Raw genomic sequence first — 25224 nt, forward strand, 5'->3', positions numbered from 1 at the left:
CGATAGCAACAGGACCCGAGGTTCAGCCAATTCCATCAGGAAGGACAAGAGAGCATGTACCCCACCAAGCACCACGAGAGCCTCAACGTTCTCCACGAGAACGTCCTCGCCCCCCGGGCCTACTACGTCCCTGCCTCCCATGACATGGGCCCGCTGGTGAACAACCGTGAGTCCTCCGACCGCTTCCTCAACCTCAATGGAACCTGGCAGTTCACCTACTTCAACGACGATTCCGAACTACCACAGGACTTCTACACTGCCACATACGCCCACACCGACGCGTCCCCCACCATCGTCCCGGGCGCCTGGCAAACCCAGGGCTTCGACACCCACCAGTACACCAACTTCAAATACCCCTTCCCTCTTGACCCACCCTTCGTACCCCACGAAAACCCCTGCGGTCTTTACACTCTAGACTTCCAGTACACCCAGGATCAGCAGGCCCCGCTCGCCCACCTCACCTTTGAAGGCGTTGATTCATGCTTCTACCTCTGGGTCAACGGAAGCTACATCGGCTACAGCCAGGTATCCCACGCAAGCAGCGAATTCGACATCACCGAATACCTCACCAACGGCTCAAACCGCCTCACCGTACTTGTCTACAAGTGGTGCGATGGCTCCTACCTCGAAGACCAGGACAAATTCCGCATGAGTGGCATCTTCCGAGACGTCTACATTCTCAGCCGCCCCCGCCACGCCCTCTACGACTACTTCATCACCACCAACCTCAACGAAAAAACCAGCGACGCGACCCTCAACATCGCGGCACACTTCCTCAGCCAAGAAACACACACCACACTCACCCTCACCAACGCTGAAGGCGAAGAGGTAGCAAGCTCCACGCTCACACCCAGTGCTGCCAACCCCAACTTCACTCACTCAGCAACCCTTCATATCCCTAACGCCCACACCTGGAACCCAGAAAACCCCTACCTCTACACCCTCCACCTAAAAACCCAGGACGAGGTCATCACCGAACGCGTGGGCGTCCGCACCATTCGCATTGAACACAATGTCATTCTGCTCAACGGCAAGCCCATCACCTTCCGTGGCGTAAACCGCCACGACTCCGACCCCGTCACCGGCCCAACCGTGGACTACAACCACATCAAACGCGACCTCGGACTCATCAAACAGCACAACTTCAACGCTATCCGTAGCAGCCACTACCCCAACTCCCCCTACTTCTACCAAATGTGCGATGAGTACGGGTTCCTCGTCATGAGCGAGGCCGACAACGAAAGCCACGGCACCCAGGTCCAGTACCTCGAAGATGGCTCCTTCGACAACCAGGTAAATCACTGGAACGAACGCATCTCAGACAACCCAGAATGGACTGAAGCAACACTCGACCGTGTCCAGCTCTGCGTGCTCCGCGAAAAGAACCGCCCCAGCATTGTCTCCTGGTCAGCAGGTAACGAATGCGGCTACGGCGTTACCCTCGAAGAGTCCCTCGCCTGGGTCAAGTCCTACGACACCACCCGAATCACCCAGTACGAAAGCGCCTACTACGACGACAAAAAGCGCCGCTACGACTACTCCAACATCGACCTCTACAGCCGCATGTACCCGCCCTTCGAGGACATCGAACAGTACCTCAACAGCAACCCCAATAAGCCCTTCCTCCTCGTCGAGTACGCCCACGCTATGGGCAACGGCCCCGGCAACCTCGAAGACTACTTCCAGGTCATCGACCAGAACCAGGCAATGTGCGGCGGCTTCGTTTGGGAATGGTGCGACCACGCCATCTACGCTGGTACCACCGAAAATGGCACACCCAAATACCTCTACGGCGGCGACCACGGCGAAGAAGTACACGACGGAAACTTCTGCATGGACGGCCTTGTCTACCCCGACCGCACTCCCCACGTTGGTCTCCTCGAATACCGCAACGTCTACCGTCCCCTCAGAGTCGTCTCCTTCGACACCGTATCCGGCTCCCTCACCCTCAAGAACTACCTTGACTTCACCGACGCACAAGAAGCCATAGAACTGAAATACACCTTCAGCCAGGACGGCATAGAAGTAGCATCAGGCACCTACCACTTTGAGCAGGCATTCCTTCCCCACCAAGAAACCACCATTAACCTTGAGGCACCTTCGCTCACCAGCGGACGCTGCTACCTCCACATCGAATACATTCTCAAGAAGGACCTCCCCCTACTTCCCACAGGCCTCTTCCTCGGCCGCGACGAAGTACCCGTCCACACCATCAACCCCACCCATGCCAAGGCACTAGATATTCTGGGCACCACCAACAACGCACAGAACCTCGCTGTAACCGAAACAGGTAAGCACTACACCGTCCAAGGCGATGGATTCACCTACACCTTCAACCGACGAACCGGTGTATTCGACCAGCTCTCCACCAAAGACCACAACCTCCTCACCCAGCCCATGAACATCAATATCTGGCGGGCACCCACAGATAATGACATGTACATCAAACTCAAATGGGCAGAAGCGCACTACCACCAGGCCTACTCAAGGGTCTACACCAGTGGATACACGCACACCGAAAACGGTGTCACCATCTCCTGCACCCTGAGCATGGTAGCCCCCACAGTGCAACCCATCTTCACCGGCACCGTCCTCTGGAACGTCACAAACGACGGAAAAATCACCGCTCGATTCAACATCGAACGCGCCCCAGAATTCCCCGATCTCCCCCGCTTCGGAGTTCGCCTCTTCCTCGACAAGTCTTTTGCCGATGTTGAGTACTTCGGCATGGGTCCCCATGAAAGCTACAGCGACAAACATGAAGCAAGCTACCACGGCACCTTCCAATCTTCCGTCGAAGATCTCCACGAGGACTACATCATGCCGCAGGAAAACGGTAGCCGATTCGACTGCGACTACGTCCACCTATCAAGCCCCCACCATCAGCTCTCTGTAGCCTCCGAACACCCCTTCTCGTTCAGCGCCTCCCACTACACGCAGGAAGAGCTGACGAACAAAAACCATAATTTCGAGCTGGTCGAAGCCGACTCAACAGTCCTCTGCCTCGACTACGCCCACAACGGAATCGGGTCCAACAGCTGCGGCCCCGAAGTCTTAGACGAGTACAAACTCAACGCACAAAACATCAACTTCGGTTTCACTCTCGCCCCCACCCTATAGCGCGAGAAACAGGCAAAAGGTAACACAATGAAAGAAACAAAATACCTGAAATGGTACAACGTAGTAGGTTACGGTTCCGGCGATGTTGCCGGCAACGTGGTCTACGCCTTCCTCGCATCATTCGTGATGATTTACCTTACCGACACGGTAGGACTCAACCCAGGAATTATCGGCACCCTCATTCTTGCCTCCAAGATTTTTGACGGCGTTTCCGACCTCTTCTTTGGGGCAATGATCGACAAAACCAACACCCGCATGGGTAAAGCACGCCCCTGGATGCTCTGGGGCTACGTCGGCTGCGCCGCAATGATTATCGCCATCTTCGCGATTCCGCCATCACTCGGTGATTTCGCCCAGTACGCCTGGTTCTTCATCGCCTACACCCTCCTCAACGGCGTGTTCTACACCGCCAACAACATTGCCTACTCCGCACTCACCTCACTCATCACCAAGAACGGTAACGAGCGCGTACAGATGGGTTCAGCCCGCTTCGTGTTTGCGTTCGGCACCAGCCTCCTCATTCAAAGCATCACCGTTCAAGGCGTCGAAATGTTCGGCGGCGGCGCAGAAGGCTGGCGCACCATCGCCATCATCTACGCCCTCATCGGCCTCGCCGTCAATACCCTCTCCGTCTTCTCCGTCAAGGAGCTCCCCAAATCAGTCCTTGAAGAAGAAACCCAGGCTATCCCCATCATTCACGAGAGGAACAACCCTGTTCCCGAGAAGTACAGCTTCAAAGAATCCCTCGGCCTGCTCGGAAGCAACAAGTTCTATCTCCTGATTCTTGCAGTCTTCCTGCTCAACCAGATTTTCAACACTACACTGAGCATGGGCATCTACTTCATGACCTATATCCTGGGTGATGCCAAGCTCCTCGGCCCCTTCGCCTGGGCTATCAACGTCCCCCTCATCATTGGCCTGCTCTTCACCCCCATCGTGGTGAAAAAATTCCAAGGCATGTACAAAATCAACGTCATCGGCTACATCATCGCGTTCGTTGCCCGCGTTCTTGTAATCGTGGCAGCCTACATGGGCAATATCCCCCTGATGCTGGTCTTCTCCGGTATTGCCTCCATCGGAATGAGCCCCCTCCAGGGCACCATCAACGCACTCATCGCTGAAGCCTCGGAATACACCTTCCTCTCCAAAAAGAAGAGGGTAGATGGAACCATGTTCTCCGCAACCTCACTGGGCGTCAAGATCGGTGGCGGTGTAGGCACTGCGCTCGCTGGCTGGCTACTCGCTTTCAGCGGCTACGTCGCTAACGCACCGGAGCAATCAGAATCTGCACTACAGATGCTCTACATCATGTACCTATGGATCCCGGCAGCGGTCAACCTCATCATTCTTCTCCTGCTCACCCAGCTTAAGGTGGAGAAAGCCAACAAGGAACTAAGGGAAAACGCACCTATCAATTACACGGTGCTCGACAGGTAAAAGTATTCTGCTGAACCCCAAAAGCGTTGCACGCCATTCCCCTGGCGTGCAACACTTTTATGCGGTTATTAGGTATTCCTCGTATCGAGGTCAGCGGGGAATCTACAAACGCCTTCCTAGGCTCACCAACAATTTCTATATGTGACAACCATCGCGTATGCTACATCACGACCTTAAAGCCGTATCACCACGAAAGGCGACCCATGAACCTCGCCATTATCCTGCTTTACCTCGGTGCCCTCGTTTTCTTCGGGTACCTCGGCAAGCGCCGCGCCAACAGTACCGAAGACTTCCGTGTTGCAGGTCGCCGCCTAGGACCCGTCCTCTATACCGGCACCATGAGCGCCGTAGTGCTGGGCGGGGCCTCAACCGTGGGCGGCGTGGGTCTGGGCTACACCTATGGACTATCAGGCATGTGGCTGGTCGTGGCTATCGCGGCGGGCGTTCTACTACTCTCCCTGGTCTTTGCGCCCATTATCTCGCGGCTCAAGATCTATACCGTCTCGCAGATGCTTTCCCTACGCTATGGGGTACGAGCGACCCAGGTTTCTTCTATTGTCATGCTGGCATACACCGTCATGATTGCGGTGACCTCAACCGCCGCCTACGCTTCAATCTTCCGCGTGATGTTCGATATGGATCGCACCTGGGCTATTCTTCTTGGCTCCCTGGTGGTTATTGGTTACTCGCTACTGGGTGGCATGTGGTCCATTACCCTGACCGACATGATGCAGTTCGCGATTATGACCGTGGGCATGTTCTTGCTGATGCTGCCCTTCTCGCTGAGCCAGGCTGGCGGCTGGCAGGGCCTCACAGAACGCTTGGACGCCGAGTTCTTCCAGCTAGGTACTATGGGCATGAACTCCATCATCACCATGTTCGTGATTTACACCCTGGGCATTTTGGTTGGCCAGGACATCTGGCAGCGTGTCTTCTCAGCCCGCTCCCCCGAGGTCGCCCGCTGGGGCGGTGCGAGCGCCGGCATCTACATCGCCCTCTACGGCGTAGCCGGTGCGCTGATCGGTATGGCAGCTGCGGTGCTAGCTCCTCAGCTTGAGAGCCAGGACGACGCCTTCGCGGCTATTGCGCAGAACTACCTACCTGCGGGTGTGGGTGGCGTTGTCTTGGCCGCCGGCGTGGCTGCCATGATGTCAACGGCGTCGGGCGCCCTGATTGCCTCTGCCACCGTAGCCCGTGTAGATGTGATTCCCTTTATTACCGGGCGCCCTACGTTTGAGGAAGGCGAGGAAACCGATGCCACTCTCAAGGCTGACCGCCTTTACCTGCTGGTGCTGGGCGGGCTGGTTACTTTTATTGCTATCTTCTTGACCGACACGGTGACCTCTTTGACCATTGCCTACGACATCCTGGTGGGCGGCCTGATGGTTGCAATTCTGGGCGGGCTGGTGTGGAAGCGCGGCACCGGTATGGGTGCGGCGCTTTCCATGGCAGCAGGCTCCCTGGTGACCCTAGGGTGCATGCCAATCTTTGGCGTGCTAGCGAACGAGCCGATTTACTACGGCCTGGCAGCGTCGCTGGTGGTGTACGTGGTGGCATCCATGGCCACTAAGCCCACCTCGCCCGAGGTGATGAAGGCCTGGCAGGAACGGCTGAATAGCTAGCATGCAGCTGACCTTCTCCAGCGCCCCGCCCAGCCACCGGGAGCAACTACCCGACTGGGCGCAAGCCGTGTATTTTGAGGATTTCACGCGCGATGATCACACCCGCTGCCTACTGGCGCATAACGATAGGCAGCTGGTGGGGCTTGTTGCCTGGTGGACGGCCCGTGCCCACCGCACCCGCTATGAACTCCAGCTTGCAGTGGCGCCTCATCTGCGGCGTCAGGGCATAGGTACTGCCCTGTACCGGCAGGCGCGGGCGCAGGCGTCCGCTCCCCTACCCTTCTTCATGCGTGACTACCTGGGCGAACCCACCCTGCACTTAGCCGACTCGCTGGGTGCCCAGACTCTTCAGATGGTTCCACCCGCCACCATGCCCACCAAATCAGCGCAGAACCTGCGGGAGCACGCGTCCGCCCGCTCTGCACGCAGCGTGAGCTACCCAGAATTTGAGCAGGCCTACGTCGATTTTTACGAGTGGACGCACGCCAGCTGGCACCCCGTATCGGGCAACCACCGGCCGGTACTGGCCCGTCATGCCGCCGAGGCCTACAACGATTACTCATCAATCGCGGTGGACGCCGCCGGGCAGGTGCGTGCGGTCATAGCGGTTTTTCCCGGTGACCAGTCTGAACTCTGCGGAGAGACAACCACCCCAGCCCCTGATCAGGGGGAGCTGCTCTTAGAGGCCTGCCTGCGGCGGTCCCTCACACAACTAGCAGAAGCGGGGCACAGCAGGGTCGAGGTCGATGGGCACATCTCAGACCCCCACCTCTTCCCTGCCTGGGCCAAAACCGGGGCAAGCGGACGCTGGTACCGGCTCGTGGAGATACCGATTGAACCACAACGTCAGCTTGTGCAGGGTTTTTAGGCTCTATGCACAGAAAAACCTTCCCAAAGCCCAAGAACCCTGCGCACCGGCTCCTACCCACACGTCCGCTCATAAACATACTGTGCTCTGAATAACATTTCAGGTGCGAAAATCCCGCACATCTATGCACTAACCCCGTATGCTGAAGCGAAAGCCCGCACCCCGCGCCCAGGAAAGACCAGCATGACTCACCCTTCGCTTCCCAACCGCTCCGGTGAACACACAGAGCCCCGCCGCAACGCCGGCTACGCCATCTTGGCCACCCTCCGCAACTACGGCATCGACACCGTTTTCGGTATTCCCGGAACCCATAACCTTGAGTTCTACCGCCACCTCAAGGAACTCAAAATCCGCCCCATCACCACCCGCCACGAGCAGGGAGCAGCCTACGGGGCAGACGGCTGGTCCCTCACTCGCGGCCTACCCGGCGTCGTCATCACCACCTCAGGCCCCGGCCTGCTCAACTCCCTTTCAGGGGCCGCAACCGCTTACGCCGAGTCCCGCCCCATGATCATCCTCTCCCCCGGCCGGCCCGTGGGCCAGGAATTCCGCGACATCGGTGCCCTGCACGAAACTAAGAACCCCACCGGGGCCGTTAACTCCATTGTCGAATTCTCCCGCCGGGTCAACTCTGCCGAAGAAGCCGTAGATATCATCCACAACGCCTTCCGCTCCTTCGCCCACAAGCGTCCGCGGCCCATCCATATTGAGGTGCCCCTAGACGTGCTCGAAGGCGAGATCGACCTCAACCCAGCTATTTTGCAGGCCCGCCCCCTGGGCAAGCCCCAGCCCGCCCCCGTAGACGATGTGCGCGAGGCCGCCCGTATGCTGGCAGAGTCCCAGAGGCCCCTGATCGTAGCTGGCGGCGGCTCCATTAGGGCAGCGGCAGACCTACTCCAGCTGGCTGAAACTCTTGAAGCTCCCGTTATTACCTCCATCAATGGCAAGGGTGCCATTCCCGAAAAGCACCGCCTCTCCCTGGGGGCTGACCTGCGCCTGAGCGCCGCCCACGCCTTCTGCCAAGAAGCAGATGCCATGCTCATTGTGGGTTCAAAAATCGGTGAAGCTGAGCTCTGGGAGGGCGATATTCGCCCCAAGGGGCCGGTCATTCGCATTGATATTAGCCGTGATCAGATGCTCACCAACATCACCCCAGACCTTGAACTGCCCGGCAACTCCAAGGCTGTTATTCCGCAGCTTCTAGAGGCCCTGGCTGAGCTGGGCCTAGCCCCCGGCTCCCGCGAACCGCGTAACCTGCAAGCAATCTTCGACGCCCTTGACCGTGAGGGCCGCGCTATCGCCCCTGAACTGGCTGAACTGAACGAGAGAATCATGGAGGTCCTCCCTGAGGACACCATCATTGCCGGTGATTCCTCTCAGGTCACCTACATGGGCACAACCACCTTCTACAGGGCCGCCCGCCCTAACTCCCTGCTCTACATGGCCACCTACGCCACCCTAGGCTACGGCCTGCCTGCCGCCATTGGGGCCAAGCTGGCTGCCCCCGAACGCCCGGTGGTCTGCCTGCTGGGCGACGGGGCCCTCATGTTCGCTATCCAGGAGCTGATGACCGCCCTTGAGCAGCAGCTTGATCTGCCCATCATCTGTGTAGAGAACGGCGGCTACGGGGAAATCCGCCAGAACGAACGTGACCGCGGCATTGCCCCCGTGGCTGTGGACCTGCTCCAGCCCGACTGGGTCAAGCTGGCCGAGGGCTTTGGCGCTAGCGGTTTCTCAGCCACCATGGATACCCTGGCTCAGACCGTCCAGCAGGCCCTAGCCACCCGCGGCCCCTCAATCGTGCACCTGAAGATCGGTGAGACCCTGCGCTAGGGCCCAGCTAGCTCACAGAGATAAGGACGCCGCCCCCACTTCCCTGCCAATTGGCAGAAAGGTGCGGGGCGGCGTCCTTATTTTTCGTCTGCTCACCCGGGGGTAAGGCGGGCGGCTACTCGTAGCGCAGGGCGTCGATGGGATCGAGTTTGGCCGCCTTGTTGGCCGGGTAGTAGCCAAAGAAGAGGCCAATAGCCAGGGAGAAGCCCAGGGCCAGGAGCACGGCGCTCAGGGGCGGGAAGACGAAGGTGCCTAGCAGCTTGGCCCCCAGCATACCCAGGCCACCGCCCAGCAGAACACCAAGGATACCGCCGACCAGGCAGACCATCATGGCCTCCACCACGAACTGTAGGCGGATAGCCCCTCGCGTTGCCCCCAGGGCCTTGCGGATGCCGATTTCGCGGGTGCGTTCGGTAACGGTCACCAGCATAATGTTCATAACGCCAATGCCACCGACCAGTAGCGAAATCCCGGCGATAGCCGAGATAGCTGAACTAATGCCGTCCAGCACCGCGTTGAAGGACTCGGTCATGGCTGAGAAGTCCCGGATCTCAGCCATATATTGCTCGTCAGCCCGGTACATTGAGGTCAACTGGGCCTGAAGCAGGGCCTGGACCTGGGCAAGGTCCTTCCCCTCAGCTGGACGAATCGAAATCTGCTCGTAAGCGCCGGGGCTCCAGGTGTTAAATTCCTCTTCAAGGCTAATCGGAAGGTAAACCGCGCCGGGCATGGGGAAGGAGAATATTCCGCTACCTGATGTGTCAGGTGCATAGACCCCAATCACAAGGGCATAGCGGCTCCCCATACCGGATTCGATCTCTACTTCACTGCCCACAGCAGCCGCAATATCCCCAGCAAAAAGCTGGCCGACCTGGTCGGTCGAGATCAGAATCACCATGCGCTCACTGTCAATATCGTTCTGGTTGATGGTGCGGCCGGCAAGCAGGTTAACGGGGTTGAGGTCTAGGTAGTCGGTGTTGACGAACTTGGTCTCCGCGTAGGGGGCTTCGGAGCCGTCCTCAGCGTAGAGGTTCATGGGCGTCGTCATGTTGCCGCCCAGGGGGATACCGGCAATGGTGTCGCCCAGGGCTGTTTTGAGGTGGGCGATGTCTTCACTATCGAATTTAGCCTCACGGCTGACTTCGACGTACTCACCAGGCATACCCATCGGGCTGCTGGTGAGGCCGGCAGCTTCCTGCTCTTCGGTGGGGCGCTGTTTGACCTGCACGATAATGTCGTTTGCCCCCGAGCTGAAAATCGACTCGGTGGTCTGGGTTTTGAGGGCGTGCCCCAGGGTGAGAATCGTAATGACGGAGGCAATACCCACGATAATGCCCAAAAGGGTCAGGAAGGACCGCATTTTGTTGGTGCGCAGGCTCCCCAGGGCCAGGGAGATTGATTCACGCACGTTCATTGCGAGACCTCCTCTGTAATTCGACCGTCGATCATGGTGACGATGCGGTCAGTTTCGGCAGCCAGATCGGGGTTGTGGGTGATGAAGACGATGGTTTTCCCCTGCTCACGGTTGAGCTGGTGGAAGAGATCCATGACCATGCGCCCGGTCTGGGAGTCCAGGGCGCCGGTGGGTTCGTCGGCCAGGAGCAGGGGCGGGTCGTTGGCCAGGGCCCGAGCGACGGCGACGCGCTGCTTCTGACCGCCAGAAAGCTCGGCGGGGCTGTGGGTCATGCGGTCTGCCATGCCCATCTGTTCAAGAAGGTGGGCAGCCCGTTCGTGGCGTTCTTTGGCCCCCATGCCGGCGTACATCATGGGCATTTCAACGTTTTTGAGGGCTGAGATTCGGCCTACAAGGTTGAAGTTCTGGAAGATGAAGCCAATGTTTTGGCTGCGGTAGTAGGCCAGCGCGTTATCGTCGAGCTCTGCGATGTTTTCGCCAGCGAAAACGTAGTAGCCTGCGGTCGGGCGGTCAAGGAGGCCAATGATGTTCATGAGCGTTGTTTTCCCTGAACCTGATTGTCCGACTACCGAGAGGAACTCCCCCTGGTTGACGTGGAAGTCAATGCCGGGAAGGACTGTAATTGCGCTGGCGGTTCCCTGGTTGAAGGTTTTGGCGATGCCCTGCATCTCGATCAGGGGGCGCGGGCCAGGTGGGGGCTGGGTGCTGATGGAGCTGTTCATGGCTTACCACCCGAAGCTGCCGGTGGAAACATCGAGGGTGACGGTTTCGCCCACCCGGTAGCGGTACATTTCGCCGTACATGAGCACCATGTCGCCAGCTGCTACGTCGCCGCCGGTGATGGCGATGTCGATGTCGTTAGCCAGGCCGGTTTCGACGGTGCGTTCTTCAAGGATGTAGGAGCCGTCATCGGTGGGGGTAGCGACAACGATGCTGTCCTTGCCCAGGTCATTGGTGTAAACAGCGTCGAGGGGGACGGACAGGGCGTTTTCTTCCTCTGAGGTGATGATATTGGCCTTGACGGAGGAGCCCAGGTAGAGGCCTTCACGGTCGCCGGTGACTTCAATGGTGACGGTGAAGGTAGGTGAGCTACCGGCTGCTGTGGCTGCTGCGGCCGCTGCGGCCTCAGGGTTGGCCTGCTGGGCAGAGTCAGCGATAGAAGCGACCGAGGTGACGGTGCCGGTGTATTCCTTACTGCCGGTGGCCCCTGCGGTGAAGGTAACCCGGTTGCCCTCCTGAATCTTGGCGATATCAACTTCACGGACGCTCGTGGTGATGGTCAGTTTAGAATCATCACCGATAGTCACCAGGGGACCGGTTGCTGGTGCGCCAGGCTTGGCAACGCTCATAACAACACCGTTAATGGGTGAGGTAAGGGTAGCTGAGGCGAGGTCGCCCTGCAGGGCGGTGAGGGTCTGATCGCGGGTGGTTTCTGCAGCGGCTAGGGCGGTGCGGGCGCTGTTGAGCTCAGTTTCTAGGGCTGCAAGCTGGGTGTTGGCAGAGCTGCGGGCGGTGGCTAGGCCTGTGTCTGCGTCAGCCTTTGCCCCGTTAGCCAGGCGCAGGGCAGATTCGGCGGCGGCAACTTCGGTGTTAATCATGGTCAGATCTTCACCGGCAGCAGCAGCCTGGTCCCTTAGCCGGTACTTGGCCTGCAGGTCGCTGTTAGCCTGGGTGAGCTGCTCATTAGCTACCCGCTGGGCTGCTAGGGCCGCTAAGATTTCGGAATTAGTGCCGTTAGCGATTCCAGCAGCGTGCTGGTCGTAGGCGGCCTGGGCGGCAGTGAGGGCGCTCTGGGCGCTGGTGACGGCCCCCTCAAGCTGGGTGCGCTGGGTATCGAGGTCCCCCTGCAGGGTGGAGGTGTCGATGGTGGCTAGGGTTTGGCCGAGTTCAACCCGGTCACCAACCTCCACCTCAACGGAACTGATAGGGCTGGTGAGGTAGGTGGTGATGGAGCGGACTTCTCCAGGGGCGATACTGCCGTCTACCCGCACCTTGTTGCTCACTCCTTCCTCGCTAAGAACCAGGTAGTCGGTGGCGGGAATACTGCCCTGGGCGGCCCTGTTACCCCCGAAGAGGCTTGAGAGGAGAAGGGCAGCGATAGCTATGAGGGCAATAAGGCCTAGGGCAACCCCAATCAGGACCTTACTGAGGGTGCTCATTTTCTTTTTGGCCGGTGGACGCTTGGGAGCAAGGTCTGGAGCAGGGGGTGTTGGAGGTGTACTCATCAGGCTAACCCTTCACTAGCAGAGATAAATGTGGTCTACTTCTCTTTTTAGTGTAAGGGGTTAATCCCCAAACAGCACTATTTTTCCCTTAAAAGAAAAGGACAGGCCCAAGTATGACGGGGCCTGTCACCTTCCTAGCTGATCGGACTAGTCCATAACCCGCCCTGCTGTCTCAGGTACTGCCGCGCGGGTGAAGGCAATCAGGCCAAGACCGATCAGGGCAAAAACCCCAAAGGTCAGACCAAGGCCAAGGGCGGCAACCAGCTGGGGGAAGAAGAGGGAAACTATAAAGTTAGCCATCCAAGAGGTAAAAGTAGCCAGGCCCATCCCAACCCCGCGCACCCTAGAGGGGAAGATTTCGCTCATCAGCAGCCAGGTAACGGGTGAAACCGCCCCCTGCTGGAAGATGAGAAAGAGAATCGAAATAGCCAAGGTAGCCCAGGGGCGGGCAGAGGCATCGAGCAGCTGGGAGGTCAGGGCCAGCAGGGCCAGTGAGCAGGTGGTACCCACCAGGCCAAGGGTCAGCACCAGCCGGCGGGGGAAGCGGCCAACAAACCAGAGGCCCACCGCAGCACCCAGAACCGAAAGCACCCCGTTAGAGATATTGGCCGTCAGGGCCGCATCCGTTGAGAAACCGGCCTCACGCAGAACCTGGGTGCCGTAGTACATCAGGGCATTGACACCTGTAGCCTGCTGGGTGATGCCAATAGCTGAAGCCAGCAGCAGGCTGGTACGCAGGGCGGGGTTGCCCCAGAGCTCCCTGAAGGCGCCCCCTTCAGTTTTTACCCCAGAACGGTAGCCTGGTGATTCTGGCACCAGGAACATGCCTATGAAGAGGACCAGGGCAGGAATGATGGAGATAGCGAACATAACCCGCCAGATCATCAGCTGGTGGGCAAAAATGTTACCAATCATTGCGTTCACAACATAGGCGGTTAGCTGGCCGGTAACGATCATGAACTGGTTTCGGGTAACAATGGCACCACGGCGGTTGGCCGGGGATATTTCAGCCAGGTAGATTGGCACGACGGCTGAGGCTGCACCCACCGCCAGGCCCACCAGTACCCGGAAGAGAATAAAGAGCCCCAGGTTTGGGGCCATAGTGAGCCCCAGGGAGCTGACCGAGAAGGCCAGGGCCAGGGCGAAGAGCACCCGGCGGCGGCCAAAGCGGTCAATAAGCCGCCCAGCCAGCAGGGCCCCGAAGGCTGCACCCAGGGTGAGGGCAGAGGTAGCGACCCCTTCAGCTGCCGGGGAGAGGGTGAAATCCTCTTGCAGGAAAGGAAGGGCTCCGTTGATGATTCCGGTGTCATAGCCAAAGAGGAAACCCCCTACCGAGATAATCCAGGTATAGAGGGTGACCCGGCGGGGGTCTAAGGTTTGTGCCATGTGTGGTGTGCTCCTGTCAGTCTGACCAGAGCAATTCTAGTCCCCCTGGCCGGGTCTGAGAATCCTTGGGCAGAAAATAGTCAGCCTAAAGAAAGTTATAGCGACCCCTGCCTGAAGGATGAGTAGCTAGTTCTTGAACTTGAGCAGAATCTGGGCAAGAGCAAGCAGGGCTGTGAGGGCAGCAGGAGCTAGACCAAGACTCTGGGTGCCCTTTGAGACTAATTGGCCGCTGGGAAACCGTGAACCCCTAGGTTAACGAGAGAAAAGCGAGCCGGTTGGCTCGCTTCTCTCAAACACACACATTCTATGCGGCCCTCACGGGCGGCTACCTTTTTCAAGTGTGAAACACACTTGTCTCTGAAGGGATTCTCACCATTCTTAAGCTTTCCGGTTCTCTCTCCTTGAGCTCTTGATACCAGTATGGCAACCTAGCCTATGCCCTAGGCCAGCGGAAGCTGTGCATTAGCTATGCCTCCTGCGCAGAATCAGGACGCCAGCGGCCAGGGCTGTGAGGCGCTATCGAGTCGTGAAAGCGTCCTTATGTTCCCTCTGGGCCGGGCGCCGCCCAATTCTTGCCCCCTATTAACTGAGAAAAGCGAGCCGGTGGCTCGCGTTTCTCAATCACATACATTGTTGGTTGCCCTCTCGGGCAGATTGATCAGTTCCGGGTAGCTATCCCGCTAGCTGATATATCCAGTATGGTTTGCCCACCCTTGTAGCTACCTATCCTTTCCTATATATCAGCTTTGTGTTGGGGGCGGTACCCTGGTGCTATGACTACACGCGTACTTGACCTCAATTCAGACTCTGGTGAGTCTTTCGGCTCTTGGACTATGGGAGACGATGCTGCGATGATGCAGATTGTGTCTTCCGCTAATATTGCCTGCGGCTTCCATGCTGGCGACCCGTCGGTGGCGCGGGCAACGGTGCGGGCGGCCCGCGAGAACGGGGTTACTCTCGGGGCCCATGTGTCCTACCCTGATTTGGGTGGGTTTGGCCGTCGTTTTATGGATATGACGGCTACCGAGTTAACTGATTCGGTGATTTACCAGGCTGGTGCCCTGCAGGCTATTGCCCGTGTTGAGGGTACTGAGGTGCGTTACTGTAAGCCCCACGGTGGGCTCTATAACGCAATCGTCCACCATACCGTGCAGGCTCAGGCGGTTGCCCAGGCCCTGCATGAGCTGGGTGACCTGCCGATTCTTTGCTTACCCGGTTCACAGGTGGCCCGGGCTGCCGATGCCCTGGGCGTCCCTGTTTTCTATGAGGCTTTTGCTGACCGCGGCTATACCCCCGAGGGTACTCTGGTGTCCCGTCGTGAGCCCGGGGCGGTCATTCATGATCCGCAGGCTGTGGCTGAGCGCGTTGTCCGTATGGCGGTTGACGGGGAGGTTGTTGCCGTTGACGGGTCTGTGATTCCCCTGCAGGCTGCCAGCGTCTGTGTGCACGGGGATACCCCCGGCGCTGTGGCTATTGCGGCTCAGGTGCGTTCTGCTCTTGAGGACGCCGGGGTTCAGGTGGCGGCCTTCGCCTAGGACCTTGCGCGAGTGTGCCACTTATTCCCGAGATGTGGGGGTCTTACTGCCCCGCTCGGGAGTAAGTGGCACGTTCGGCGGGGAGGACTTGCGTGCGCCCCACCACATCTGCCAAAATTGTTGAACAATCTCAGGAAGAGGGACATGAATCAGGCCCCACCGCCGGGCCAGCCACTACTCCGTCCCCCAAGAAGCTAGCAGAGAGGGGCGCCATGGCCACCGCGCAAACACCCGGCAGGTCCACCACCAGCGGGCGCACAGCCGATATCTACACGGTCAAACCTTTCGGAGCCCTGGCCGCCCTGGTCGACTGCCACACCCTTGAAAACGCCCTGCACCTGCACGGTCACCTGCAGCAGCACCCGGCCCAGGGCCAGGTTGAACTGGTTCCTGCAGCTCAGACCGTCCTGGTGCGTTTTGAAACCCCTGCCCACACGGCGTCCTTTCTGAGCGACCCCCGCCTGCCGCAAGCCTCCGGCGATGTGCGTACCCACGGGCACACCGTGACCATCCCGGTGATCTACGATGGCCAGGACCTCACCGATGTAGCCAACCACCTGGGCATCAGCGAGCAGGCGGTCATCTACGCCCATACCACCGGCCACTGGTCGGTAGCCTTTGCGGGCTTTGCCCCCGGCTTCTTCTACCTGCACCGGCACGATAATGTGCTGAATGTTCCGCGACGAGCCACCCCGCGCACCTCGGTGCCTGCCGGGTCGGTGGGTCTGGCCGGTGATTTCTCAGGTATCTACCCCCGCACCTCCCCTGGCGGCTGGCAGCTAATCGGTCACACCAACACCCCCCTCTGGGACCTTACCCAGAACCCGCCCGCCCTACTGGAGCCGGGTATGCAGGTGCAGTTCGAGGCGGTGCGTGAACTCATCACGGCTGGTCAGGCAGGGGTTCAGGACGCTCCCGCCCCGGCCAGCCAGCCCCAGGCAGGTTCGCACCCGATTAGCTCTGGGCAGACGGGCACCCCCGCCCACCCCGCTGAGCCCGGGCAGGTACCTGCCCAACCTGTGCTTGAGGTAAAGGCGCCGGGGCTACTGACCCTCTTCCAGGACGGGGGGCGAGCCGGTCTCACCCACTGGGGCGTCTCCCCTTCTGGGCCTGCGGACCGGGCTGCGGCAGCTGAAGCTAACCGTTTGGTCGGTAATTCGGCTGGTGCCACCGTACTCGAAAACCTCGCTGGCGGACTGAAGCTGACCGCCCTAGCCGACGTAGAGGTAGCCCTGACAGGGGCAGATACCCCGGCGCAGATTAGCCAGGACACCCCAGGGCAGCCTACAGACCCCGCAGAGGATTCAGCCCCAGCGGCAGAGACACCCCTGACTGTGCCCTCCTATACCCCCTTTGCCCTGAAGCCCGGCCAGACCCTGACCCTGGGCGCACCGGCCCGGGGCTTACGCACCTATCTGGCAGTACGCGGAGGGTTTGCCGCTAGAACCGAGGCGGCGAGCGCCTCCCGCGACACTCTGGCCAGTCTGGGACCTGCCCCCCTGGGTGTTGGCGAGCGCCTGGGCCGGGCCTACACCAGCTCAGCGGTGGTGGCTGATCCCGCGCCAGCTCTGCCCCTGCCGGAGCCGGGCAAGGTGCTGAAAATCCGTACCTATGCTGGGCCGCGTGAGGACTGGTTTACCCCCGAGTCCCTGGGCAGGTTTACCAATGTGACCTGGGAAGTCTCCCAGTCCAGTGACCGTATCGGGATCAGACTGATCTTGGCTGACAGCGTGCAGGGGGCCCCGCTGGGGCAGGACGTCCCGAACAGCCCCGCCGGCGGGCCCTCAGCCCCCCAGCCCACCGACGTCCTGACCCGGGCTATAACCCGGGAGCTGCCCAGCGAGGGCATGGTGGCTGGGGCGATTCAGGTGCCGCCGAGCGGGGAGCCGGTGGTCTTCCTGGCTGATCACCCGGTGACTGGCGGCTACCCCGTCATTGCCACGGTCCACCCGGCTGACCTGCGCTTACTGGCCCAGGCCCCGCCCGGCACCCGGCTGCGGTTTGACCTTCTGACCTTCGCCGATTCCACCCCCTCCGAGATCGAAAAGTGAGCCCCATGCGTAAAGTTTTAGTTGCTAACCGTGGCGAGATTGCCGTCCGTATAATTGGCGCCTGCGCCGCCCAGGGTATCGCCTCGGTGGCGGTTTACGCCGATTCGGACGCCGAGGCCCTGCACACCGCCCTGGCCGATGAGGCCTATGCCCTGGAAGGCGCCGGACCGGCGGAAACCTACCTGGATATTGAGAAGGTGCTGGCAGTAGCGGTAAAGTCGGGGGCTACCGATGTTCACCCCGGCTATGGTTTTTTGGCGGAGAACGCCGATTTTGCCCGCGCCGTGATCGCTGCGGGGCTGACCTGGATTGGCCCTGCCCCCGAGACTATCGAGGCCCTGGGAGATAAGGTCAAGGCCCGCGAGCTGGCCCAGGCGGTGGGGGCTCCCCTGGCACCCGGGTCGGACGGACCCGTCGCCTCCCCCGAAGAGGCCCGTGCCTTTGCCCAGGAGCACGGCCTGCCCTCCATCATCAAGGCTGCCCACGGCGGCGGCGGACGCGGTATGCGTATCGTGCGGGAACTGGGCGAGGTAGAGGACGCCTTCGTTGCAGCTTCGCGCGAGGCTATGGCTGCTTTCGGCAACGGGGAGTGCTTCATTGAGCGTTTCCTAGAGAAGCCCCGCCATGTGGAGGCTCAGGTGGCAGCCGATTCCCACGGCAATGTGGTGGTGGTGGGCACCCGCGACTGCTCTTTGCAGCGCCGTAATCAGAAGCTGATTGAGGAGGCCCCTGCCCCCTTCCTCACCGAAGAGCAGCGGGCCCAGATTGAGCGGGCGTCCGCTGAGATTTTCCGGGCTGCCGGGTATGTGGGTGTGGGTACCGCCGAGTTTATGGTGGCCCTTGATGGCACCATTTCCTTCCTGGAGGTCAATACCCGTATTCAGGTGGAGCACCCGATCACTGAGGAGGTCACCGGCGTTGACCTGGTGGCCCTGCAGCTTGATATCGCGGCGGGCAAGCCCCTGCCCTTTACTGAGACTCCTGAGCCGCTTGGCCATGCCTTTGAGTTCCGCATCAATGCTGAGGACCCGGCCCGGGGCTTCCTGCCCGCAGCTGGCCGTCTTGAGTCCATTACCGTGCCCTCTGGCCCCGGGATTCGCTGGGACGCCGGGGTGCGTCCGGGCTCTGTAGTTAGCGGCGAGTTTGATTCTATGCTGGCTAAGCTGATTGTCACCGGACCCACCCGCGATGTGGCCCTGCGCCGGGCCCGCTTCGCCCTGGCCCAGATGGATATCGCCGGGGTGGCAACCGTCCTGCCCTTTGACCGGCAGGTGCTTGAAGCACCAGCTTTTACCGCTGAGGGCGGAGACTTCGGGGTCTACACCACCTGGATTGAGGATACCTTCCTCCCCTCCCTTGCCCAGGGCAAGGACGCTGCCACCGGGCCTTCCGGTGCTGAGGCTGGGGGCGGGGCGCAGGCGTCCTACCGTCAGCCCCTGCTGCCGGTGGGCGCTAGCGTCTTCCCGGGCACCGGCATCACCCGCTTCACCCTGGAAATTGACGGCACCCCGCACCGGGTTGGCCTGCCTGATTCGGTGTTTGCTTCACTGGGTTCGGGGGCGGACGCGCCCGCCCCCGCGAGCGGGCAGGAGCAGGCAGGTGCCGGGCAGGTACTAGCCCCTATGGGTGGGGCTTTGCTCAAGTACACCGTGACTGTGGGCGATGAGGTTGCCGCCGGGGACCAGGTGGCCCTCTTGGAGGCTATGAAGACCGAGGTTCCGGTGCTAGCTGAAGCCGCCGGGACCGTGGCAGAACTTCCCGCCCAGGTAGGTAAGCGCCTAGCGGCAGGCGAGGTGCTGGTGGTCTTCGAATAAAAGAAGTCCCCGCATTCATGAGCGAATGCGGGGATTTAAACTTCATTCAAAAATACCTGGGTCACTTTTATAACCAACATAGCAAGTTGGCGGCCCGGCTTCTGATTAAAGCCTACGCGCGCGCCAGAGGAGAATCAATAGAACATATTTTCTAAGATGCAGGTTACTATCTATACATGACCTACCCTTTTGAAGCTCATATGGCTCCTGCCCGATTTGCTTCCTACACTTCGTGGAGTTCGGATAGAGAGGCGCAGAGAGCACTTTATCTGTGGAATATCGAGTTAGCCCAGGCATCGGTACGGTGGAGCTAGCGAGGAGTGGTTAAAGCACCCCGCCAAAGAATTAGCCACACTTATCATTACAGGCCGAGGCAGAAAAACTTCCCCTTACGATACGGCCTACCAGCGAGCTGTCGCTGACCAAAGTAACCGACTTGCTACCCACCCCAGATACGGCCACACGGTTAACTACGACGACATCCTTGCTCATACAACCCTGGGACTTTGGGGACGCCTCTTACCTGACGCGAGATATAGAAGCGACTCTTCTCATCCGAGGCATCTGAGTCGCGACAAGCAGAGAATACGCGATGCACAGATTAAACTCTGGGATGAAAGTATCAAATATGCCTTTCCTTACCAGAATGCCTACCCTTATCTCATCTCCCATCGAGTCAACCAAGTAAGTACCGCTCGAAACCGCATAGCTCATCAAGAAAGCCTGCTCAACGTCGATGTTAAAAAAGTCTTCCGTTCCGCTGTCCGCCTGACTCAGGCTATCGATCCGGCACTTGGAAGCTGGGTAGCTGGCACATCTCGCGTTATGCAGGTCTACACCCAAAAACCCTATGGATAGCGGGTCTTGTCACGATGAGTGCCCGCGCCAGGTCAGCGAACTTCTGCACCTACCCGCATCCCCAGGGGCGAGGCTGGGCGCTTAACTGCCGTGGGTTCTTGCTCGGTAGAATGAAACCGTGAACCCCGAGACTACCAGCATCGATATTGCCCCTTCCCTGGCAGAGATTGCCCGCACCCGGCCGAGCCATGCCCAGACCACTGATTGGGCTGCTGATACCCTGCGTTCCGCTATGGACGCCGGGGCCCTGACCCCCGGGTCTAAGCTCGCCGAGGAGCACTTGGCGGGCACCCTGGGTGTTTCCCGGAATACCCTGCGGGCAGCTTTTACCCTCTTGGAGGCCCAGAACCTGGTTGAGCGAGTCCCTAATCGGGGGGTGTTTGTGGCTAAGCCCGGCCCGGAGCAGGTCGCTGATCTTTTTATTGAGCGCTGGGCGATTCAGGCAGCTGCCCTGGATGTGGCAGCTACTGGCCCTATCCCCCGGGCCCACCGGGCCCTAGGCCGGGCTGAGGAGGCCCGGGAGCGCGGGTCGGTCACGGGCATGGCGGGCGCTAACCAGGATTTTCACCGGGCCCTGGTCGATCATGCAGGCTCCGCTCGCCTGACCCAGGCAATGTCGCGCATCCTGGCTGAAATGCGTCTGCTCTTCTTTTCGCAGGTGACGGTGCCGGGCTTCCACGCCCCTTATGTGGAGCGCAATGCCCACCTCTTGAACCTGGTCGAATCAGGTCAGCGAGAGGTCGCCCGCGCCTACCTGTGGGAGTACCTGGCGGAGTCCCGCAACTACTTCACCCAGGGTTTTTAACGTCAGGGCGCCCCCGCCCCGCCTTTCGTGGTGAAAGGTGGGGCGGGGCGTCCTTGTTACCCACGGCCTGGGGCAGGCCCGGGGCTTAGCCTGCCCAAAGGGCGGCAATACCGCTGAGGGACTTGTAGCCCAGGTAGATGGTCAGCAGCCAGGAGACCCAGCCGATAGCAATCAGCCAGATAGGGTAGGCGTAGCCCTTGAGCAGGGTCTTGGCGCGGAAGGTTGCCACAAACAGCAGAACTGCAAAACCGACCGGCAGGATCAGGCCGTTGACTGCACCGGCAACAATCAGCAGGGTGGCGGGGGCCTTACCTGCAATAACGAAGACGATGGTTGAGACGACGATGAAGCCGATGGTCAGGGCGTTCTTGACGGTCACGGAAGTCTTGGAGGAGGTCAGGAAGGAGACCGAGGTGAAGGCCGCGCCAATCACCGACGAGATAGCCGCACCCCAGAGGATCAGACCGAAGAGGCGGGTTCCTATTTCACCTGCTGCAATGCCGAAGGCCTGACCAGCGATGGATTTTTCAGTATCGAGGGCCACGCCGGTAGCTACCACGCCTAAGATCGCCAGGAAGAGCAGGAAGCGCATCACACCGGTGATGATAATGCCGGTGACGGATGAGCGGGAGATGTCCTTGACGTATTCGGTGCCTGAGATACCGGCGTCCAGCATACGGTGGGCGCCGGCGTAGGTGATGTAGCCGCCGACGGTGCCACCAACCAGGGTGGTAATAACAGTGAAGTTCACTTCACTGGGAATGACGGTGTTTTTGAGGGCTTCACCGACGGGCGGGTTAGAGACAATCGCGACGTAGAGGGTTGCCAGGATCATGACAGCGCCGAGGACGACGACGATGCGATCCAGGGCTACACCGGCTCGTTTGGAGAGGAAGACGCCGATGGCCAGAAGGGCGGTGACGATACCGCCGGTGGTGGCGTCCAGGCCGAGCATGGAGTTCAGGCCCAGGCCGCCGCCGGCGACGTTGCCGACGTTGAAGACGAAGCCGCCCAGGGCCACCAGGATGGCCAGGAAGATGCCGAGGCCGGGTAGGACGGAGTTGGCGAGCTCTTGGGCTTTCATGCCGGAGACGCCGATGACGCGCCAGACGTTGAGCTGGACGGCGATGTCGATGAGGATGGATACCAGAATTGCAAAGGCGAAGGCTGCGCCCATCTGGTAGGTGAATTGGCCGGTCTGGGTGATGAAGCCGGGGCCGATGGCGCTGGTGGCCATGAGGAAGAGGGCACCGAGGAGGGCGGTGCGGCGGCCTTTGTCGGCCTGTTCTTTGGGGGTGATCAGGGCGTTTGCGTCTGCCATGTCTCTCCTTGGGGGTGCGGGCACGCGACGGGGGCGTCATAGTGCGTGCTAGGTCATAGACATAGATTACACAATTGTTGAACAATCGCAAGAGGAGAGCTCGCGCACGCGCCATCGTAAAAGTGCAACTGCCCGTCACTTAGTGAAGGGCAGTTGCACTTTTAAGGGGGCGGGTTCAGCGGGGGGGCTAGCACTGACGGCGGCGCAGCGTCAGGACGCCCACCCCCAGCGCCAGGGCACCGGCGGCAGCTACACCCAGCACCGAGGCACCGGTTGAGGCCAGGCTGCCACCACTGCCCGAGGCCTGCTGGCTCTGACCAGCGCCAGACTGGCCGGTTGCCACCCCTGCGGCGGCAGATGCACCGTCATTGCCAGCTGCGCGGACGCCGTCCGCCGGCTCCCCTGCCCCCGGCGAGGTGGAGCTACCCGCAGCGGGAGCGGAGCCAGGCTGCACGGAAGGCTCCCCTGATGGCTGTACCGTGGGCTGGGCAGTCGGCTGCTGGCTGGGCTCAGGGCTGGGGGCATTCTCAGCTACAGCCAGGCAGTCGTCAATCGCCGCGCCGCCTACAGCAAAGACCGCACGCTGGGTCTCGCTGCGGGCCGTGGTTCCATTGGGCAGCGGGGCGCTGTAGTAGACGTCGAACCCGTAGACCCCGGGGTCGGTAAAGACCCAGTTGGCGTGGGCGTGGGTAGCGAAATCAATGTCAATGGTGGTGTCCTTGGTAGCGCCCCCGGCGTGCAGGGTGACGGCCCCGGCGAAGTCCTGCTCGTAGACCCCGTAGGCAGCACCGTCCGGAACCTCAACCGGCACCAGGTGCAGGGTGACCGGCCCGGCAAGCTGGGCGTAGTCAACGTCCTGGGTGTTCCAGCCCGGCCAGAGAATACCGGCCTGCTGGGTCTGCGGCAGGCCATAGAACTCACTACCGGCCTCGCCCAGGAAGTCCAGCTCGGGGGCCATCATCTGCTCCTGGCGGGCAAAGCGGGTGTTATCGCCCAGGCCCAGCACCACGTCATTCAGGGACCGCTCAGCAGCTTCGCGAGTAACAGACCCGGTCTCGTCCTTCAGCGCCAACTTCAATGCCCCGCCTGCCAGGGATGCCTTGATATCGACGTGCCCGTCGGTGAGCAGATAGCGGCCTTCGAGCTCAGGAGCCTTGCACTGGCGGGCATCGGGCAGGGGCTGGGCGGGGGCCGTGGGGCTAACGGTTGGTTCCGGCTGCACCGGGGCGGACGGGCTCGGGGCCGGGCTGCTCGGTGAAGATGCGGAGGAGCTGGGCTCGGGGCTCGGAGCAGGCTGGCTGGGAGCAAGCACCGGCTCAGTCAGCGCAAGCGAACCCTTGGAGCTATATTCCTGGCCGGGCACATAATCGCTGGTGACGGTGTGCCGGTCGGTGTGGGCATCCATGTCGGGGTGGGGGGTGATGTTGAAGATGGCGTGGTAGCCCTTGAGCCAGCTGGCTGCGCTCAGGTAGCAGCTGGCGACCCCGTTGTCGATGTGGGCGTAGCAGTTGGCGGCGCCTGAGGCGTCTTCGGCCCGGCGGAACATGCCGCCTGAAACGTAGCCGCGCACGGTGGGGTCAGCAAATTTAATCTGCACCAGGTTGTAGCCCTCATGGTCTGAGGGTTTGATGGTGACGGTGTAGTCACCACTGGTCAGGGCGTGGTGGCCGGTGGGGAGCACGGTGTTGCCGGGGTCAGCGGTGGGGGCGGGCCAGCGTCCTTCACCCGCATCTGAGCGTACGGACGCACTCCCCCCGGGTGCGTAGGTCAGGGCGGGGGTGACCCACTTGGCGGCCTTGGCACCGGAAGTTGCCGCGGCGCCGTCCGGAATGAAGACGCCCTGAATCTGGGAATCTAGGGAGCCCAGCATTTCTGACCAGGTGGCCTTACCGTTTTCAACGCGCACGTCGGTGAGGAAGTAGCCCTGGTTGTAGAGGGTCAGGGTGCCCGAGACGTCGGTGCGCCCGGCATCGAAGGTGATGTCGGTGAGGGAGTCGTCGCCGTCCTTTTCAGGGCTGGCTTTGGGAGCCAGAGTCAGGCTGTAGTTTTCTGCGGCAAGAGAGGTGGTCAGGGCCGTGTTGTAGGTATCAATCAGGGGTGCCTCAGTTGCAACACCAGCGCCGTCTGCCGGGCGGTTGCCGCCCACCTGCCAGACGGCGGTGGTGGGCTTAGATTCGATGGTTTGGCCGTCGAGGCCACGGGCAACGGTGCGGTAGGTGACCTCGTAGCGGCCGGGGCGGGAGAAGGTGGTGAAGTTGTGGGTGTGGGCACCGGGGGTGAGCACGGCCGACTGAAAATCGGGGTCGGTGGAGCTGAGCATGCGGCGCACGTCGTTAGGGAAGTAGTTGGAGCGGTAGGTGAACATCTCCATGACGCCGGGACCGTTGACGTTCAGCAGGTCAAGGGTGAAGGTGCCGTCGCGGAAGTTTTCAACGGGGATGTTGGTGTCCGCCCCGAAGCCGATCCAGGCCGGGTTGTGGTTGCCGTAGGGCAGGGAGGGGGCCATGTAGAGCTTGTCGCCGGGCTTGCCCAGGAAGCTGGCGTTGGGCGAATCGGGCACGGTGAAGATGTACTGGTTTTTGGCCTCGGCGCGGGCGGAATAGCCCTTGCCCAGCCAGAGAACCGACCGATCAAAGGGCACGAGGGCATCATTTTTATCGCCGTGGGGCATCTTGCCGTAGAGGCTAAAGCCGTTGTTCTCCCAGACGGTTTGCGGGGCGTCGATGTGGGCCTGGGTGCCCACGATTTTGCCGTCGTCGGGCCCGGCGGAGGCGGGCAGGGCTGAGCCGACTAGGGTGGCGATGGCCAGGGCCGAGAGGGTTAGGGCACGGTAAGGACGCCTGCGGGCAGCGCGGTGCAGTGAGGGGGAGGAGGCGGGTGCTTGGTTCTGCATTGCGATCTTTCTAATGTGTGCGGGGTGGGTGGTGAGGAGACC

The 25224-nt window shown here is 60.6% G+C and carries 15 protein-coding genes; 9 read left to right on the plus strand and 6 right to left on the minus strand.

The window, feature by feature from the left end; translation table 11 throughout:
- The first annotated feature begins 54 nt into the window (after positions 1-54).
- From ACED88_RS05940 to ACED88_RS05960, 5 genes are all read left to right on the plus strand, one after another.
- Complete coding sequence (locus ACED88_RS05940) at positions 55-3120, plus strand: glycoside hydrolase family 2 TIM barrel-domain containing protein (protein ID WP_449109039.1); 3066 nt, start codon at positions 55-57, stop codon at positions 3118-3120.
- Between the two features lie 27 nt (positions 3121-3147).
- Entirely contained in the window at positions 3148-4557 is a 1410-nt protein-coding gene (locus ACED88_RS05945) for an MFS transporter (RefSeq protein ID WP_449109040.1), read from the plus strand.
- A gap of 203 nt (positions 4558-4760) precedes the next feature.
- Positions 4761-6179 carry a sodium:solute symporter gene (locus ACED88_RS05950; RefSeq protein ID WP_449109041.1) on the plus strand — a complete coding sequence of 473 codons (1419 nt, stop codon included), beginning with the start codon at positions 4761-4763 and terminating at the stop codon, positions 6177-6179.
- Between the two features lies 1 nt (position 6180).
- Positions 6181-7047 (plus strand): GNAT family N-acetyltransferase, encoded by an 867-nt coding sequence (locus ACED88_RS05955; RefSeq protein ID WP_449109042.1) that lies wholly within the window; start codon positions 6181-6183, stop codon positions 7045-7047.
- A gap of 183 nt (positions 7048-7230) precedes the next feature.
- Positions 7231-8880 carry a thiamine pyrophosphate-binding protein gene (locus ACED88_RS05960; protein ID WP_449109043.1) on the plus strand — a complete coding sequence of 550 codons (1650 nt, stop codon included), beginning with the start codon at positions 7231-7233 and terminating at the stop codon, positions 8878-8880.
- A gap of 115 nt (positions 8881-8995) precedes the next feature.
- Here the strand turns inward: ACED88_RS05960 and ACED88_RS05965 are convergent, their stop codons facing one another.
- From ACED88_RS05965 to ACED88_RS05980, 4 genes are all read right to left on the minus strand, one after another.
- Positions 8996-10288 (minus strand): ABC transporter permease, encoded by a 1293-nt coding sequence (locus tag ACED88_RS05965; RefSeq protein WP_449109044.1) that lies wholly within the window; start codon positions 10286-10288, stop codon positions 8996-8998.
- 2 nt (positions 10289-10290) lie between these two features.
- Positions 10291-11016 carry an ABC transporter ATP-binding protein gene (locus ACED88_RS05970; RefSeq protein WP_449109045.1) on the minus strand — a complete coding sequence of 242 codons (726 nt, stop codon included), beginning with the start codon at positions 11014-11016 and terminating at the stop codon, positions 10291-10293.
- A gap of 3 nt (positions 11017-11019) precedes the next feature.
- Positions 11020-12453 (minus strand): efflux RND transporter periplasmic adaptor subunit, encoded by a 1434-nt coding sequence (locus ACED88_RS05975; RefSeq protein ID WP_449109046.1) that lies wholly within the window; start codon positions 12451-12453, stop codon positions 11020-11022.
- Between the two features lie 213 nt (positions 12454-12666).
- Positions 12667-13905: an MFS transporter gene (locus ACED88_RS05980; RefSeq protein WP_449109047.1), complete on the minus strand. Its 1239-nt coding sequence runs from the start codon at positions 13903-13905 to the stop codon at positions 12667-12669.
- 773 nt (positions 13906-14678) lie between these two features.
- Here ACED88_RS05980 and ACED88_RS05985 point away from each other — a divergent pair.
- From ACED88_RS05985 to ACED88_RS06000, 4 genes are all read left to right on the plus strand, one after another.
- Positions 14679-15440: a LamB/YcsF family protein gene (locus ACED88_RS05985; protein WP_449109048.1), complete on the plus strand. Its 762-nt coding sequence runs from the start codon at positions 14679-14681 to the stop codon at positions 15438-15440.
- A gap of 212 nt (positions 15441-15652) precedes the next feature.
- The gene (locus tag ACED88_RS05990; protein ID WP_449109049.1) at positions 15653-17491 is read left to right on the plus strand and encodes a 5-oxoprolinase subunit B/C family protein; all 1839 of its coding nucleotides are present in this window, start codon (positions 15653-15655) and stop codon (positions 17489-17491) included.
- A 5-nt stretch (positions 17492-17496) separates the two neighbouring features.
- Positions 17497-19305, plus strand: coding sequence for an acetyl/propionyl/methylcrotonyl-CoA carboxylase subunit alpha (locus ACED88_RS05995; protein ID WP_449109050.1), 1809 nt, complete (start codon positions 17497-17499; stop codon positions 19303-19305).
- Between the two features lie 976 nt (positions 19306-20281).
- The gene (locus tag ACED88_RS06000; RefSeq protein WP_449109051.1) at positions 20282-20968 is read left to right on the plus strand and encodes a GntR family transcriptional regulator; all 687 of its coding nucleotides are present in this window, start codon (positions 20282-20284) and stop codon (positions 20966-20968) included.
- Between the two features lie 85 nt (positions 20969-21053).
- Here the strand turns inward: ACED88_RS06000 and ACED88_RS06005 are convergent, their stop codons facing one another.
- Positions 21054-22289 carry an NRAMP family divalent metal transporter gene (locus ACED88_RS06005; RefSeq protein ID WP_449109052.1) on the minus strand — a complete coding sequence of 412 codons (1236 nt, stop codon included), beginning with the start codon at positions 22287-22289 and terminating at the stop codon, positions 21054-21056.
- A 187-nt stretch (positions 22290-22476) separates the two neighbouring features.
- A complete protein-coding gene (locus ACED88_RS06010; RefSeq protein ID WP_449109053.1) occupies positions 22477-25182 on the minus strand; it encodes a choice-of-anchor M domain-containing protein in 2706 nt (901 codons plus the stop codon).
- Between the last annotated feature and the right edge of the window lie 42 nt (positions 25183-25224).

The sequence above is a fragment of the Rothia sp. 11273D007AR genome (assembly GCF_053547255.1).